13 protein-coding genes are annotated in these 16,289 nt (G+C 55.6%); all 13 read left to right on the forward strand.

All coding sequences use genetic code 11. The features are described 5' to 3' along the window. The gene (pbpC, locus tag CU081_RS10440; RefSeq protein WP_022651591.1) at window positions 1–2,328 is read left to right on the forward strand and encodes a peptidoglycan glycosyltransferase PbpC; all 2,328 of its coding nucleotides are present in this window, start codon (window positions 1–3) and stop codon (window positions 2,326–2,328) included. Between the two features lie 88 nt (window positions 2,329–2,416). Next, window positions 2,417–4,795 (forward strand): DMSO/selenate family reductase complex A subunit, encoded by a 2,379-nt coding sequence (locus CU081_RS10445; protein WP_022651590.1) that lies wholly within the window; start codon window positions 2,417–2,419, stop codon window positions 4,793–4,795. After that, window positions 4,792–5,421, forward strand: coding sequence for a DMSO/selenate family reductase complex B subunit (locus CU081_RS10450; protein ID WP_003860631.1), 630 nt, complete (start codon window positions 4,792–4,794; stop codon window positions 5,419–5,421). Before CU081_RS10445 ends, CU081_RS10450 begins: the two co-directional genes overlap by 4 nt. Continuing rightward, a complete protein-coding gene (locus tag CU081_RS10455) occupies window positions 5,414–6,193 on the forward strand; it encodes a dimethyl sulfoxide reductase anchor subunit family protein (protein ID WP_003860629.1) in 780 nt (259 codons plus the stop codon). Before CU081_RS10450 ends, CU081_RS10455 begins: the two co-directional genes overlap by 8 nt. Beyond that, window positions 6,193–7,068 carry a 4Fe-4S binding protein gene (locus CU081_RS10460; protein WP_003860626.1) on the forward strand — a complete coding sequence of 292 codons (876 nt, stop codon included), beginning with the start codon at window positions 6,193–6,195 and terminating at the stop codon, window positions 7,066–7,068. Before CU081_RS10455 ends, CU081_RS10460 begins: the two co-directional genes overlap by 1 nt. A gap of 124 nt (window positions 7,069–7,192) precedes the next feature. Continuing rightward, on the forward strand, window positions 7,193–7,624 hold the full coding sequence (gene ndk, locus CU081_RS10465) for a nucleoside-diphosphate kinase (RefSeq protein WP_003860625.1): 432 nt from the start codon (window positions 7,193–7,195) through the stop codon (window positions 7,622–7,624). Window positions 7,625–7,771: 147 nt separating this feature from the next. After that, window positions 7,772–8,938, forward strand: a complete 1,167-nt coding sequence (locus CU081_RS10470) for a bifunctional tRNA (adenosine(37)-C2)-methyltransferase TrmG/ribosomal RNA large subunit methyltransferase RlmN (RefSeq protein WP_003860623.1) — start codon at window positions 7,772–7,774, stop codon at window positions 8,936–8,938. Window positions 8,939–9,229: 291 nt separating this feature from the next. Further along, window positions 9,230–10,237: a cytoskeleton protein RodZ gene (gene rodZ, locus CU081_RS10475; RefSeq protein WP_003860621.1), complete on the forward strand. Its 1,008-nt coding sequence runs from the start codon at window positions 9,230–9,232 to the stop codon at window positions 10,235–10,237. 26 nt (window positions 10,238–10,263) lie between these two features. Continuing rightward, entirely contained in the window at window positions 10,264–11,382 is a 1,119-nt protein-coding gene (ispG, locus tag CU081_RS10480) for a flavodoxin-dependent (E)-4-hydroxy-3-methylbut-2-enyl-diphosphate synthase (protein ID WP_003860619.1), read from the forward strand. Between the two features lie 81 nt (window positions 11,383–11,463). Continuing rightward, window positions 11,464–12,738, forward strand: coding sequence for a histidine--tRNA ligase (gene hisS / locus CU081_RS10485; RefSeq protein ID WP_003860616.1), 1,275 nt, complete (start codon window positions 11,464–11,466; stop codon window positions 12,736–12,738). Window positions 12,739–12,751: 13 nt separating this feature from the next. Beyond that, entirely contained in the window at window positions 12,752–13,372 is a 621-nt protein-coding gene (locus CU081_RS10490; RefSeq protein ID WP_003860614.1) for a YfgM family protein, read from the forward strand. Between the two features lie 10 nt (window positions 13,373–13,382). Beyond that, a complete protein-coding gene (bamB, locus tag CU081_RS10495) occupies window positions 13,383–14,561 on the forward strand; it encodes an outer membrane protein assembly factor BamB (RefSeq protein WP_003860612.1) in 1,179 nt (392 codons plus the stop codon). A gap of 112 nt (window positions 14,562–14,673) precedes the next feature. Further along, complete coding sequence (der, locus tag CU081_RS10500) at window positions 14,674–16,146, forward strand: ribosome biogenesis GTPase Der (protein WP_003860611.1); 1,473 nt, start codon at window positions 14,674–14,676, stop codon at window positions 16,144–16,146. Window positions 16,147–16,289: the final 143 nt, after the last annotated feature.

The following is a 16,289-nucleotide window of genomic DNA, read 5'->3' on the forward strand; positions in this document are numbered from 1 at the left end:
ATGCGGATAGCACGCCTGATTCGCTCCCGCTGGCTGTGGCTGGCGGGAGCGCTTCTCGTTTCAGGGGGGCTGATTGTCGTCGCTGACCGCGTGTGGCCGTTGCCCCTGAAAGAGGTCAACCCTGCGCGAGTGGTGGTGGATGAGCAGGGTGTTCCGTTGTGGCGTTTTGCCGACAGCGAAGGCATCTGGCGCTATCCGGTTACCATTAAAGAGGTTTCCCCACGCTATCTTGAGGCGCTGATCCAGTATGAAGATCGCTGGTTCTGGGATCACCCGGGCGTCAATCCGCTATCTGTACTGCGTGCCGCCTGGCAGGATCTCACCTCCGGGAGAGTGGTTTCTGGCGGGAGCACGCTTACCATGCAGGTGGCACGCCTTCTGGATCCGCATCCGCGAACCTTTGGCGGTAAAATTCGTCAGCTGTGGCGGGCGATGCAGCTGGAGTGGCATCTCTCCAAGCGTGAAATCCTGACGCTGTATCTGAACCGTGCCCCGTTTGGCGGCACGTTGCAGGGCGTGGGCGCGGCAAGCTGGACTTACCTTGGCAAACCGCCGTCTCAGCTGAGCTATTCCGACGCGGCGCTGCTGGCTGTACTACCACAAGCACCCAGCCGTCTGCGCCCGGACCGCTGGCCGGAACGTGCCGAAGCGGCGCGGAACAAAGTACTCGACCGCATGCTGACTCAGGGCGTCTGGTCTGAGAAGCAGGTGAAAGAGTCCCGTGAAGAGCCGGTCTGGCTGGCCCCCCGGCAGATGCCGCAGCTGGCGCCGCTCTTTTCCCGCATGATGCTGAGTAAAAGTCGTGACACAAAAATAGTCACCACGCTGGATGCAGCATTGCAACGACAGCTTGAAGAGCTGGCAATGAACTGGAAATCACGCCTGCCCGCCCGCAGTTCGCTGGCGATGATCGTCGTGGATCATACATCCATGAAAGTGCGTGGCTGGGTAGGCTCGGTAGATATCAATGATGACAGCCGTTTCAGCCACGTAGATATGGTCAATGCGATCCGATCGCCGGGATCGGTTCTCAAACCATTCATCTATGGCATGGCGCTGGACGATGGTCTGATCCATCCCGCTTCGTTATTACAGGATGTTCCAAGAAAAACGGGGGATTATCGTCCCGGCAACTTTGACAGCGGCTTCCATGGGCCGGTCAGTATGAGCGAAGCCCTGGTGCGTTCCCTCAACCTGCCTGCGGTGCAGGTTCTGGAAGCGTACGGCCCAAAACGTTTTGCCGGAATGCTGAGCAACGCGGGATTACCGCTCATTCTGCCTGCGGGGGCACAGCCCAACCTCTCTCTGATCCTGGGGGGCGCAGGCGCACGCCTGGCTGATATCGCTGCCGCCTATAGCGCCTTTGCGCGTCAGGGTAAGGCGGGCCGGCTGCGTTTACAGCCGGGCGATCCGCTGATCGAACGTCCGCTGTTATCGCAGGGGGCGGCGTGGATTATTCGTCGCATTCTCGCTAATGAAGCACAGCCCCTGCCGGACAGTGCGCTGCCCCAGGTTGCGCCGCTGGCGTGGAAAACGGGCACCAGCTATGGCTACCGGGATGCCTGGGCCATCGGCCTGAATGCCCGCTATGTCATCGGAATCTGGACCGGACGCCCGGACGGCACGCCCGTTGCCGGGCAGTTTGGTTTCGCCAGCGCGGTACCGCTCCTGAATCAGGTCAATAACATGCTTCAGTCCCGCTCGATGGTGGATGAAGCGCGCCTGCCGCGCGATCCGCGTCCCGCAAGCGTAGGACGGGGCGTGATTTGCTGGCCGGGGGGCCAGTCCCTGCCTGAAGGGAGCGAAAACTGTCGGCGTCGGCTGTCAACCTGGCTGCTGGAAGGCAGTGAACCGCCTACGCTGCTGCTGCCGGAACAGGAAGGTATTCGCGGGATCCGTTTCCCGGTCTGGCTGGATAAAGAAGGCAAACGCGTTGCGGCGGATTGTCCTGATGCGACAGAAAAAGTGCTGGATGTCTGGCCGCTGCCGCTGGAGCCCTGGCTGCCTGCTGCCGAAAAACGGGCTGCTCGTCTCCCCGCCCGTTCAGCAATTTGCCCTCCGCTGGATAACCATAATGCGGCGCCGCTGATGTTGTCAGGCGTCAGAGAAGGGGCGGTAATTAAACGTCTTCCGGGTGAGAAAAATATTACCCTCAACGTTTCAACCAGCGGCGGGGAGGGGCAACGATGGTGGTTTTTGAATGGCGAACCGCTGGACGGGCATCAGAAGAATTATTCACTGCAATTATATTTGCCTGGTAAATATCAATTAATTGTATTAGATGAAACAGGACAAACGGCGACGGTGAATTTTGAATTAGATCGCTAAGTGTTACTCCTCAAGAGTTAGCTTGATAATTATCAATATTCGTTCCTGAAAAAAAACGAGAATGCGTTTTTATTTGAAGGAACGAGCAATGAAAAAAAATAAACATCAGGGAGAAGGGCTTATTCCCGCCATATCCCGGCGTCATTTTATTCAGGCAGGGTCGGCGCTCGCCGCCCTGCCGTTTGTCGTCAAAACCGGCAAAGTACAGGCACAGGACGCGGCGGTTTCAGACGCTACGCCTGAAGAAAAAGTGGTGCAAACCTGTAGTACGTTTGACTGCGGCGGCAAGTGTGATATTCGTGCTCACGTCAGTGATGGCGTTGTGACCCGAATTTCAACGCGTCCGGATAACGCGCTGGATCCGCAGATGCCAGTGATGCGCGCCTGCGTTCGTGGTCGGGCTTATCGGAAATTTGTTTATCATCCCGATCGGCTTAAATATCCAATGAAACGCGTGGGTAAACGTGGCGAAGGAAAATTCGAACGTATTACCTGGGATGAAGCCACCAGCCTTATTGCGAATCAATTAAAAACTATTACGCAAAAATACGGTGCTGCGTCACGCTATGTTCATGTGGGCACCGCGGTGTCCGGCGGGACCTTTTCCGGCGATAAAATGGTTCGTCGTCTGCTCAACTTAAACGGCGGCTATCTCGAAAGCTATCACTCGGTCAGTATGGGTAACACGGCGGCGGCAACGCCGTATACCTATGGCACCGCCGCCAGCGGCAGCTCTCTGGACACGCTGCTGGACACCAAACTGGTCATTCTCTGGGGGCATAACCCGACGGAAACCATCTTCGGGCACAGCAACCACTTCTACCAGAAGATGAAGCAAAACGGCACGCGCTTTATCGTTGTTGACCCACGCTATTCCGATACGGTTTCCTCCCTTGCCGATCAGTGGATCCCATTGCTTCCTGCCACGGACAACGCCCTGATGGACGCGATGATGTATGTGATCGTCACGGAGAATCTGCACGATCGCGACTTTATTCAACGCTACACCCTGGGCTTTGACGAAGACGCCATGCCAGAAGGCGTTCCGGCCAATGAATCCCTGATGGCTTACCTGAGCGGTGCAAAGGATGGCGTGGCGAAAACGCCCGAGTGGGCAGAGAAAATCACTCACGTGCCTGCACAAACTATTCGTCAGCTGGCGCGCGACTACGCAACCACCAAACCCGCCGCGCTGATCCAGGGCTGGGGACCGCAGCGTCACAACTGCGGCGAGCGCACCGCGCGCGGCTCGACGATACTGGCCACGCTGACGGGTAACGTTGGGGTGAAAGGCGGCTGGGCAGCAGGCTATGGAGGCTGCGCAAACCGCAAATTTGCGGCCGGGCCAGAGATGCCGGACAACCCGGTCAAAGCCAAAATTTCGGTCATGAACTGGGTGCAGGCTGCTGATGATGCTTCTAAGGTAACCGCGGAAGATGGCCTGAAGGATGCTGAGAAGCTGGACAGCAATATCCGCATCCTGTTCTCGCTGGCGGGCAATTATCTGGCTAACCAGAACCCGGATCTTCATCAGGCAACCCGTGTCCTGGAAGACGAGTCGAAAATCGAGTTTATCGTCGCAAGCGATCTGTTTATGACGCCTAGCGCCAGATACGCCGACCTGCTTTTGCCGGAAACCAGCTTTATGGAACGCTGGAATATCGGCGAAACCTGGGGCACGGCAAGCTATCTGATCCTGTCAGAAAAGCTCATTGAACCTGAATTTGAACGCCGTTCAGACTACGACTGGCTGCGGGAGGTCGCTGCTAAGCTTGGCGTCGAGCCAGCGTTCAGCGAGGGCCGTGACGAAAAAGCGTGGATTGAGCACATCTGGGAGCAGACGCGGCTGTCCATGCCGGATGAAAACCTGCCGGACTTCGCGACGCTACAGAAGACGCGTCAGCATCTTTTCAAAAGCGCGCCGTACGTTGCCTTTGAAGACAACATTCGCGATCCGCAGAATCATCCGTTCCCGACGCCGTCCGGAAAAATTGAGATCTTCTCGAAGCGTCTGTACGACATGCATCACCCGGAAATTCCGGCGCTGTCGCACTACGTGCCTGCCCATGAAGGGCCGGAAGACGAGCTGGCGAAAACCTTCCCGCTCCAGCTGATCACCTGGAAAGGGAAAAACCGCGCTAACTCCACCCAGTACGCCAACCCGTGGTTAATTGAGGCGCAGCAGCAAAAGCTGTGGATCAACCCGCAGGATGCGCAAAAGCGCGGCATTGCGCAGGGGGATACCGTGCGTATTCATAACGCGCGCGGCATTTGCGAGATCCCGGCGGAGGTCACGCCGCGCATCATTCCAGGCGTGGTGGCCATGCAGGCAGGCGCCTGGTGGCAGCCGGACGAGCAGGGTATCGATAAAGGCGGCTGCGCGAACGTGCTCAGTTCCGCCCGTATTACCGCGCTTGCGAAAGGGAATTCCCATCAAACCATGCTGGTGGAGGTAGCTAAAGCATGAGTCAGTTTAAACATTACGCACCGGTGAGCGACAAACAGCTGGGTTTTTATATCGACTCTTCTCGCTGCTCGGGCTGCAAGGCATGCCAGGTGGCGTGCAAAGATAAAAACAACCTTGAGGTCGGACGTCGTTTCCGTCGCGTTTATGAAGTCAATGGCGGGAATTTCATCCCAACCGGGCAGGGCGGCGTCAGCAACAATGTGTTTGCCTACACGCTCTCTATTTCCTGTAACCACTGTGCAGACCCAATCTGCACTAAAAACTGTCCGACCACGGCGATGCACAAGCGTCCGGGAGACGGCATTGTGCGCGTTGATACTGATAAGTGCGTCGGCTGCGGCTACTGCGCATGGTCTTGCCCTTACGGCGCGCCACAGCTCAACGAGCAGACCGGACAGATGTCCAAATGTGATTTCTGCGTGGATCTCCAGGCGAAGGGAGAGCAGCCCGTCTGTGTGGCAACCTGTCCACTCGAAGCGATTAAATTCGGGCCGATTGATGAACTGCGGGCGAAGTATGGTGCGGTCTGTGATGTGAAAGGCCTGCCTGATTCCTCCATCACCAAACCAAACCTGGTGATCAAAGCGCATCAGGGCGCAGAGAAAGAGGGGAAACGTCATGCATGAGTTACCACTGCTGATTTTTACGTTGTTCCTGCAAGGATCGGTTGGCGTTACGCTGTGGCTGGCGTTCGGAAGCACGCAACGCAGCGTGCTGCTGCCGGCAGCCGGAGCGTTTGTGCTGGCGAGCCTGGGGCTGCTCGCCTCCGCGCTGCACATGGGCTATCCGCTTAATGCTCTTAACGCGCTGCGCCACGTATCCAGCTCCTGGCTGAGCCGTGAGATTATCTTTGCCAGTCTTTATCTTGCGGCGCTTGGCTTCGCAACGCTGCTGATGATTGTCAAAAAGCCAGGCTGGAAGCCGCTGTTGGTTGTGTCAGGTCTGGTTGGTTTAGTCGATGTGTTCTGCATGGCGCAGATCTACATGCACGCATCCGTGGTGACATGGCAGCATGTTAACACTCTGGTGCTGTTTATCGGTTCGGTGGGGATTATCGGTTCAGCCTGCATGGTCGTTGGGACGCGTTCCCAGTCAACCGTGCGTGCGGCGGTTGTCATTATCACGCTGCTGGTGCTTGTGCGTCTGGTGATGCAGCCCGTCTGGCTGGCAGATATTACGGCTATGGACCACACCGTGGTGACGTTCCCTCATGCACCGCTACAGATGCTGGAGCAACTGCGAACCGTTCATCTGCTGAGCTGGTGCGTATCCGTTGCGGGTATGCTGTGCTTTGCTGCGGGCGGTCTGAAAGCGGCGCGATCTCCCATACTGCTGGGAGGCGCGTTGCTGATTGTCGGTGAGCTGATGCTGCGCTTTGTTTTCTTCAGTATTGGCTGATGGGCGGATTGACCTTTGCCCCGGCGATGGACGTGACGCATGCGTGCGTCCGTCGCCGTTTTCGCCACTCTTCCTGCCTCGCCTGCGCGGACGTCTGTCCTGTGCAGGCTTTTTCTTTTACCGACTCAGGCGTCTCGGTTGATGACAGCCGCTGTATTGAATGCGGTGACTGCCTGTTCGTCTGCCCCGCTGGGGCCATCACCGGCATCACGCCGCGAAAACGCTTTCTGAGTGGCGATACGCTTGTTGGGCCGTTTACTGACCGTGCGCCAGGGGTGAATGAGCTTCTGCTGTGGCACGCGCAGTACCACGTTCGTTTTATCAGTATCGACGCGGAACAGAATCCTGACTGGTTGCTGGCGATTGCCCGGCTGAATCTGGCGCTTCGTCGACGCGGTGAAGCGGCGTGGGCGTTTAAACATATACCCGTCAACGAGGTTAATACCGCCCGGCGTGCGCTGATGCACGTTCCCCGTGAGGATGTCCGGGTCTGTAGCGTCGTGCCCGGTCAGCGTGATCTGCGCAGGGCGTTTTCTGCGTTTAGCGAGGCAGAGATAACTCTCGATACCGAATCCTGCGTACTCTGCGGCGCGTGCTGGCGGAGTTGTACGGAAAACGCGATTCGGTTTGAGAACACTGAACTGGTCGTGGAAACCGGACGCTGTACGGGGTGCGGCGGCTGCGTAGCGGTATGCCAGCATGCGGCGATAAACGTGACGCAAACAGAAGGAACAGCGAAAAGCGTGACCATACCGGCATATGAAGCCGTTTGCCTGACGTGCCACCGTCATTTCTGGTCATTTACGTCTGATGAAAAGCAGTGTCCGCTCTGTTTTCATCATCAACACGGTATGCGAAATACGAGCTGTTGCTAATCTTCGTCTCATTTTAAAAAAATGTTATGCATAACCATAGGCAATGGCGCTATTGCTCTTTATAATCCGCGCCACACCATACTCAGGTATGCAAAAACAACAGAACATTTTACAGAGGTTATCAATGGCTATTGAACGTACTTTTTCCATCATCAAACCAAACGCGGTGGCAAAAAACGTTATTGGCAGCATCTTCGCTCGCTTTGAATCAGCAGGGTTTAAGATCGTTGGCACCAAAATGCTGCACCTGACCGTTGAGCAGGCTCGCGGTTTCTACGCTGAGCACGAAGGTCGCCCATTCTTTGACGGTCTGGTCGAGTTCATGACTTCTGGCCCAATCGTGGTATCCGTACTGGAAGGCGAAAACGCGGTACAGCGTCACCGCGATCTGCTGGGTGCAACCAACCCGGACAACGCACTGGCAGGTACTCTGCGCGCCGACTACGCAGACAGCTTCACCGAGAACGGCACCCACGGTTCCGACTCTGTTGAATCTGCTGCGCGCGAAATCGCGTTCTTCTTCGCTGAAGGCGAAGTGTGCCCGCGCACTCGCTAATAATTTCGTAAATGCCGCGTGCAAACGTGGCATCCCTGCGCCAGACTTTGTACAATGCAACGCCCCGGACGAGCAGACTGCTTACCGGGGCGTTTCTTTTCAACCCACCAAGGGCCACAACGTGTAACAACGAGGCCGGAAAAAATTATGTCTGAATTAGTGAATACCTCCGAAGTCGCCATTCCTGCGGTTCCCAATAAAAATGGAAAAATTAACCTGCTGGACCTGAACCGTCAGCAGATGCGCGAGTTCTTTAAAGAGATGGGCGAGAAGCCGTTTCGTGCCGATCAGGTCATGAAATGGATGTACCACTATTGCAGCGACAACTTTGATGACATGACGGACATCAACAAAGTGCTGCGCAATAAGCTTAAAGAAGTGGCTGAAATCCGCGCACCGGAAGTGGTGGAAGAGCAGCGCTCTTCAGATGGCACCATCAAGTGGGCCATTGCCGTTGGCGATCAGCGCGTTGAAACCGTGTATATCCCGGAAGACGATCGCGCCACGCTGTGCGTCTCTTCTCAGGTGGGCTGTGCGCTGGAGTGCAAATTCTGCTCTACGGCGCAGCAGGGCTTTAACCGTAACCTGCGCGTGTCGGAAATCATCGGCCAGGTCTGGCGTGCCGCGAAAATCGTGGGCGCGGCGAAAGTCACCGGTACACGTCCAATCACCAACGTGGTGATGATGGGGATGGGTGAACCGCTGCTCAACCTGACCAACGTCGTTCCGGCGATGGAAATTATGCTCGACGATTTCGGTTTTGGCCTGTCCAAGCGCCGCGTTACGCTCTCTACTTCCGGCGTGGTGCCTGCGCTGGACAAACTGGGTGACATGATTGACGTTGCGCTGGCCATCTCTCTTCACGCGCCAAACGACGCCATCCGTGACGAAATTGTGCCGATCAACAAAAAGTACAATATCGAAACCTTCCTGGCTGGCGTGCGCCGTTACCTGGAGAAATCCAACGCTAACCAGGGCCGCGTGACCATTGAATACGTGATGCTGGATCATGTTAACGACGGTACCGAGCATGCACATGAGCTGGCTGAACTGCTTAAAGATACGCCATGCAAGATCAACCTGATCCCATGGAACCCGTTCCCGGGCGCGCCGTATGGCCGTAGCTCGAACAGCCGTATCGATCGCTTCTCAAAAGTGCTGATGGAGTATGGTTTCACCACCATCGTACGTAAAACTCGTGGCGACGATATCGACGCAGCCTGTGGCCAGCTGGCGGGTGACGTTATTGACCGTACCAAGCGTACGCTGCGTAAGCGTATGCAGGGTGAGTCAATCGCGGTTAAAACCGTTTGATTATTATGCAGACACGGCGCATTTTTTGCGCCGTGAAGCATTAATTTACTGAATATTCAGTCACAATCATCACGACTGATTAATAATTACGGTGCGTTTCATACGACTTTCGGGCAGTATGTAACGACGTAACAACAGTTTAGCGTGAAGGCCTGCCAGCGCTGTCATCTGCGGCCCGACAGTCTTATACTGTTTGTTCCAGGTTAACTGACCTAAAGTTTCGCGGTGCGGGTGGCATTGTGACTCACCGGCACCTGAACCCTTATTTTCACGTACCAGTAGTTGTAGCGAATGAATACTGAAGCCACTCACGATCAAAATGCAGCACTCTCCACTGGCGTTCGTCTTCGCAACGCCCGTGAACAACTCGGACTTAGCCAGCAAGCCGTTGCAGAACGCCTGTGCCTGAAGGTTTCCACCGTTCGCGATATTGAAGAAGATAAGGCACCCGCCGATCTGGCTTCAACGTTTCTGCGCGGTTATATCCGTTCTTACGCCAAACTGGTTCATATCCCTGAAGACGAATTACTGCCGATGATGGAGAAGCAGGCGCCTGTGCGTGCGGCAAAAGTTGCGCCGATGCAAAGCTTCTCTCTGGGTAAACGTCGTAAAAAACGCGATGGCTGGCTGATGAGCTTTACCTGGCTGGTCCTGTTTGTGGTTGTCGGCCTGACGGGCGCATGGTGGTGGCAAAACCACAAAGCGCAGCAGGAAGAGATCACCACCATGGCCGATCAGTCCTCCGCTGAGCTTAATCAGTCTGGTAATAACGGCGCGCAAAGCGTGCCGTTGAGCACCGAAGGGGCGACCTCCAGCGAACCTCAGTCGGCAGCAAGCAACACGCCTGCAACCGAGCCAGCGGCGACGCCAGAAGCGACGACGAATACTGCGCCAGCCACCCAGACCCAGGATCAGAACGCGGTCGTATCACCTTCTCAGGCCAATGTTGATACCGCCCCTGCGGCAACGGCACCGGCAGATAACACCGCGGCGTCACTGCCAACTGACCCGGCTGGCACGGCGGCTCCTTCCGTTGACCCGAATGCGCTGGTGATGAATTTTACGGCTGATTGCTGGCTGGAAGTGACTGACGCGACAGGTAAAAAGCTGTTCAGCGGCCTGCAACGTAAAGATGGCACGTTAAATCTAACGGGCCAGGCACCTTACAAGCTTAAAATCGGCGCACCGGCAGCGGTACAGATCCAGTATCAAGGAAAACCTGTCGATCTGAGCCGCTTTATCAGAACTAACCAGGTTGCGCGTCTTACCGTTAATGCCGAACAATCAGCAGCACAGTAATAGACGGGCAATGCGGGAGATTTTACATGCATAACCAGGCTCCTATTCAACGTAGAAAATCGAAACGGATTTACGTTGGGAACGTGCCAATCGGCGATGGGGCGCCTATCGCCGTCCAGTCGATGACCAATACGCGTACTACGGATGTAGAAGCGACGGTCAATCAAATCAAAGCATTAGAACGCGTCGGCGCGGACATCGTTCGCGTCTCTGTGCCTACCATGGACGCCGCCGAGGCGTTCAAACTGATCAAGCAGCAGGTGAGTGTTCCGCTGGTTGCCGATATTCACTTCGATTACCGTATCGCGCTGAAAGTCGCTGAATACGGTGTCGATTGTCTGCGTATTAACCCAGGCAACATCGGCAACGAAGAGCGCATTCGCATGGTGGTTGACTGCGCCCGCGACAAAAACATTCCAATCCGTATCGGCGTGAACGCTGGCTCTCTGGAAAAAGATCTCCAGGAAAAGTACGGTGAGCCGACGCCGCAGGCGCTGCTCGAATCCGCCATGCGTCACGTCGATCACCTGGATCGCCTTAACTTCGATCAGTTCAAAGTGAGCGTCAAAGCGTCTGACGTCTTCCTGGCCGTTGAATCGTATCGTCTGCTGGCAAAACAGATCGATCAGCCGCTGCACCTTGGCATCACCGAGGCGGGCGGTCTGCGCAGCGGTTCGGTAAAATCGGCGATTGGTCTCGGCCTGCTGCTCTCTGAAGGCATCGGTGACACGTTACGCGTCTCCCTGGCCGCCGATCCGGTGGAAGAGATCAAAGTCGGTTTCGACATCCTGAAATCACTGCGTATCCGCGCGCGTGGGATCAACTTCATCGCCTGCCCAACCTGTTCACGTCAGGAGTTTGACGTGATCGGCACCGTGAATGCTCTGGAGCAGCGCCTGGAAGACATCATCACCCCGATGGACGTTTCCATCATCGGCTGCGTGGTGAACGGTCCGGGTGAAGCGCTGGTGTCCACGCTGGGCGTGACCGGCGGTAACAAGAAAAGTGGTCTCTATGAGGATGGCGTTCGTAAAGATCGTCTGGATAATAGTGATATGATCGACCAGCTCGAAGCCCGCATTCGTGCAAAAGCGACGATGATGGACGAAGCGCAGCGCATCAGCGTTCAGCAGGTTGAAAAATAACGTGATGGGAAGCAGGCTGCTTCCCATGTATGATTGAACCCATTCTTTGGGTTCTTTTTTGTATATAGAAAGAGAATAAACGTGGCAAAAAACATTCAAGCCATCCGCGGCATGAACGATTATCTGCCTGGCGAAACCGCCATCTGGCAGCGCATTGAAGGCACACTGAAGCAGGTGCTCGGCAGCTACGGTTACAGCGAAATTCGTTTGCCGATTGTAGAGCAGACCCCGTTATTCAAACGCGCGATCGGCGAAGTAACCGACGTGGTTGAAAAAGAGATGTATACCTTTGAGGACCGCAACGGCGACAGCCTGACCCTGCGTCCTGAGGGGACGGCGGGTTGCGTACGCGCCGGCATCGAACATGGTCTCCTGTACAATCAGGAGCAGCGCCTGTGGTATATCGGCCCGATGTTCCGCCACGAACGTCCGCAAAAAGGCCGCTACCGTCAGTTCAACCAGCTTGGCGTGGAAGTGTTTGGTCTGCAAGGACCAGATATCGATGCCGAACTGATTATGCTGACTGCCCGCTGGTGGCGTGCGCTCGGTATTTCTGAGCACGTATCCCTGGAGCTGAACTCTATCGGTTCTCTGGAAGCGCGTGCGAACTATCGCGATGCGCTGGTGGCGTTCCTGGAACAGCACAAAGAGAAGCTCGACGAAGACTGTAAGCGTCGTATGTACAGCAACCCGCTGCGCGTACTCGATTCCAAAAATCCTGACGTACAGGCGCTGCTGAACGATGCGCCAGCGCTGGGTGACTACCTGGATGAGGATTCTCGCGAACACTTTGCCGGCCTGTGCAAGCTGCTTGAAGCGGCGGGCATTGCTTATACCGTTAACCAGCGTCTGGTGCGCGGTCTGGACTACTACAACCGCACCGTATTTGAGTGGGTCACCACCAGCCTCGGTTCGCAGGGCACCGTCTGTGCTGGCGGTCGTTATGACAGTCTGGTCGAGCAACTGGGTGGTCGCGCAGCACCGGCAGTAGGCTTCGCGATGGGCCTTGAGCGACTTGTTTTGCTGGTTCAGGCAGTTAATCCGGAATTTAAAGCCGATCCTGTTGTCGATATATACCTGGTGGCCTCAGGTGCGGATACGCAGTCTGCGGCAATGCAGCTTGCCGAACGCGTGCGCGATGCGCTGCCGGACGTTAAGCTGATGACCAACCACGGCGGCGGCAACTTTAAAAAACAGTTTGCTCGTGCCGATAAGTGGGGCGCAAGTATCGCACTGGTGCTGGGTGAGTCCGAAGTGGCCATCGGCGAAGTGGTAGTTAAAGACCTGCGCTCTGGTGAGCAAACTACGGTAACGCAGGATGGCGTTGCGGCGCACTTGCGCACTCTATTGGGCTAAGGAGAAGGACTGCGTGGAAATTTACGAGAACGAACACGACCAGGTTGATGCGGTTAAACGCTTCTTTGCTGAAAACGGCAAAGCACTGGTTGTAGGGGTTATTTTAGGTGTTGGTGCGCTGGTAGGCTGGCGTTACTGGAACAATCATCAGGCTGACTCTGCTCGCGGTTCGTCCCTGAACTACGAAAATACCGTTAGCGCAATCCGTGCCGATCAGCCGCAAACGCTGACGGCTGCGGAGAAATTTGCCGCTGACAACAAAAACACCTACGGCGCGCTGGCTGCGCTGGAAGTGGCTCAGCAGTATGTTGATAAAAACGAACTGGACAAAGCCGCTGCGCAACTGTCTCAGGGGCTTGCTGCTGCCAGTGACGATAATCTGAAAGCGGTGATCAATTTGCGTCTGGCGCGTATCCAGGTTCAGCAGAAAAAAGCCGACGACGCGCTCAAAACGCTTGATACCATCAAAGGCGAAGGCTTTGCCGCTATTGTTGCCGATCTTCGCGGTGAAGCACTGCTGAGTAAGGGTGATAAAGCGGGCGCGCGTAAAGCGTGGCAAGCTGGCGTGGATAGTAAAGCTTCACCTGCGCTGAGCGAAATGATGCAGATGAAAATAAATAATTTGTCCGTCTGAGAGGGACCCAATGCAATTGCGTAAATTACTTCTGCCAGGACTGCTTTCTGTTACGTTATTGAGTGGTTGTTCACTGTTCAGTGGCGAAGAAGACGTTGTTAAAATGTCCCCGCTGCCGACGGTTGAAAACCAGTTCACCCCATCCACCGCCTGGGACACTTCCGTAGGCGATGGTATTGGCGATTTTTATTCCAACCTGCACCCGGCATTTGCTGACGGCGTTGTCTATGCGGCCGATCGCAAAGGCACCGTTAAAGCGCTGAACGCTGATGACGGAAAAGAAGTGTGGTCCATTAACCTGGCGGAAAAAGACGGCTGGTTCTCCCGTAAACCTGCACTGCTTTCTGGCGGCCTGACCGTTACTGGCGGTCACGTGTATGTGGGCAGCGAAAAAGCGCAGGTTTACGCGCTGAATGCCAGCGACGGTTCGGTTGCATGGCAGACCACCGTTGCCGGTGAATCCTTGTCGCGTCCGGTTGTCAGCGACGGCCTGGTGCTGATCCATACCAGCAACGGCCAGTTGCAGGCGCTGAACGAAGCCGATGGTCTGGTAAAATGGACGGTTAACCTGGATATGCCAGCGCTGTCTCTGCGTGGTGAATCTGCTCCGGCGACCGCATTTGGTGCCGCCATTGTGGGCGGTGACAACGGCCGTGTCAGCGCGGTACTGATGCAGCAGGGCCAGATGATCTGGCAGCAGCGTATTTCCCAGGCGACCGGTTCAACTGAAATCGACCGTCTGAGTGACGTGGACACCACGCCAGTTATCGTCGACGGTGTGGTTTACGCGCTGGCGTATAACGGCAACCTGACGGCGCTGGACCTGCGTAGCGGCCAGATCATGTGGAAACGTGAGCTGGGTTCCGTGAACGATTTCATCGTCGACGGCAACCGTATTTATATGGTGGATCAGAACGACCGCCTGCTGGCGCTGAGCACCGAAGGTGGCGTAACGCTGTGGACGCAAAGCGATCTGCTGCACCGTCTGCTGACCGCACCGGCACTGTATAACGGCAGCCTGGTGGTGGGCGACAGCGAAGGCTATATGCACTGGATCGATCCAGAGAATGGCCGCTTCGTGGCACAGCAGAAAGTGGATAGCTCAGGCTTCCTGACGGAGCCCGTTGTGGCTGACGGCAAACTGCTGATTCAGGCAAAAGACGGCACGCTGTACGCGATCACGCGTTAATTACACGGCGGTTGTAGTATACTAAACGGCTCCTGTTCACTCAGGAGCCGTTTTGACATTTTTAAAAACGCTGCGAAAGCGACGTTATTTTGAATTTTATGAGGCTTCAAACATGGTACCTGTGGTCGCGCTTGTCGGGCGCCCTAACGTTGGAAAATCCACTCTTTTTAACCGTTTAACACGCACCCGTGATGCGCTGGTTGCGGATTTCCCGGGGCTGACGCGTGACCGTAAGTACGGTCGTGCAGAGGTGGAAGGACGCGAGTTCATCTGTATCGATACCGGGGGTATTGACGGTACGGAAGACGGCGTAGAAACCCGCATGGCAGAGCAATCTCTGCTGGCTATCGAAGAAGCAGATGTGGTTCTGTTTATGGTGGATGCTCGCGCTGGCCTGATGCCCGCGGATTCTGCTATCGCTAAACATCTGCGTTCACGCGAAAAGCCAACCTTCCTGGTGGCGAACAAAACTGACGGCATCGATGCCGATCAGGCCATTGCGGATTTCTGGTCTTTAGGCCTGGGCGATATTTATCCTATCGCGGCCTCGCATGGCCGTGGCGTCACCAGCCTGCTGGAAACCGTTCTGCTGCCGTGGGTTGATGAAGTAAACCCACCGGAAGAGGTGGATGAGGACGCTGAATACTGGGCGCAGTTTGAAGCCGGAGAAGAAGGAGAGGAAGAGCCGGAAGACGACTTCAACCCGCAGGATCTGCCTATCAAGCTGGCTATCGTGGGCCGCCCAAATGTAGGTAAGTCTACGCTTACTAACCGTATTCTCGGTGAAGAGCGCGTAGTGGTTTACGACATGCCAGGCACAACGCGTGACAGCATTTACATTCCAATGCAGCGCGATGAACGTGAGTACGTACTTATCGACACCGCAGGGGTGCGTAAGCGCGGGAAAATCACCGATGTGGTTGAAAAATTCTCGGTGATCAAGACCCTTCAGGCGATTGAAGACGCCAACGTGGTGCTGCTGGTTATTGACGCACGTGAAGGTATCTCCGATCAGGATCTCTCTCTGCTCGGCTTTATCCTCAATAGTGGGCGCTCACTGGTTATCGTCGTCAACAAGTGGGACGGCCTGAGCAATGAAGTGCGCGAGCAGGTGAAAGAGACGCTGGACTTCCGTCTGGGCTTTATCGACTTTGCCCGCGTTCACTTCATCTCTGCCCTGCACGGGAGTGGTGTCGGCAACCTGTTCGAATCCGTTCGTGAAGCCTATGACAGCTCTACCCGCCGTCAGAGCACGGCGATGCTGACCCGTATCATGAACATGGCTGCTGAAGACCACCAGCCGCCGCTGGTGCGCGGTCGTCGCGTGAAGCTGAAATATGCTCACGCCGGGGGATATAACCCGCCTATCGTGGTGATCCACGGTAACCAGGTGAAGGATCTGCCGGACTCCTACAAACGCTACCTGATGAACTACTTCCGCAAGTCGCTGGACGTGATGGGTACGCCTATCCGTATTCAGTTCAAGGAAGGGGAAAACCCGTTTGCGAATAAACGCAACACCCTGACGCCGAACCAGATGCGTAAGCGTAAGCGTTTGATTAAGCACATTAAGAAAAGCAAATAATCCTTACCGATCTCACTAAAACCCGCGCCTGTCGCGGGTTTTTTTCGCCCATTCAAAAGGCCCGCCTTCCCTGTGTGATGTCAATCACTATTCGCTTTGAACCATGTTTATATCTAAGAAAGTAGACAATCGTCGAATTTTCG

It is taken from the genome of Enterobacter sp. CRENT-193, from assembly GCF_002787395.1.
Taxonomy (GTDB): Bacteria; Pseudomonadota; Gammaproteobacteria; order Enterobacterales; family Enterobacteriaceae; genus Enterobacter; species Enterobacter hormaechei_C.

Excerpts from the sequence above, each read along its gene's own strand:
- pbpC (WP_022651591.1), top strand. The coding sequence starts at position 1 with ATGCGGATAGCACGCCTGATTCGCTCCCGCTGGCTGTGGCTGGCGGGA.
- CU081_RS10445 (WP_022651590.1), top strand. The coding sequence starts at position 2,417 with ATGAAAAAAAATAAACATCAGGGAGAAGGGCTTATTCCCGCCATATCC.
- CU081_RS10450 (WP_003860631.1), top strand. The coding sequence starts at position 4,792 with ATGAGTCAGTTTAAACATTACGCACCGGTGAGCGACAAACAGCTGGGT.
- CU081_RS10455 (WP_003860629.1), top strand. The coding sequence starts at position 5,414 with ATGCATGAGTTACCACTGCTGATTTTTACGTTGTTCCTGCAAGGATCG.
- CU081_RS10460 (WP_003860626.1), top strand. The coding sequence starts at position 6,193 with ATGGGCGGATTGACCTTTGCCCCGGCGATGGACGTGACGCATGCGTGC.
- ndk (WP_003860625.1), top strand. The coding sequence starts at position 7,193 with ATGGCTATTGAACGTACTTTTTCCATCATCAAACCAAACGCGGTGGCA.
- CU081_RS10470 (WP_003860623.1), top strand. The coding sequence starts at position 7,772 with ATGTCTGAATTAGTGAATACCTCCGAAGTCGCCATTCCTGCGGTTCCC.
- rodZ (WP_003860621.1), top strand. The coding sequence starts at position 9,230 with ATGAATACTGAAGCCACTCACGATCAAAATGCAGCACTCTCCACTGGC.
- ispG (WP_003860619.1), top strand. The coding sequence starts at position 10,264 with ATGCATAACCAGGCTCCTATTCAACGTAGAAAATCGAAACGGATTTAC.
- bamB (WP_003860612.1), top strand. The coding sequence starts at position 13,383 with ATGCAATTGCGTAAATTACTTCTGCCAGGACTGCTTTCTGTTACGTTA.
- der (WP_003860611.1), top strand. The coding sequence starts at position 14,674 with ATGGTACCTGTGGTCGCGCTTGTCGGGCGCCCTAACGTTGGAAAATCC.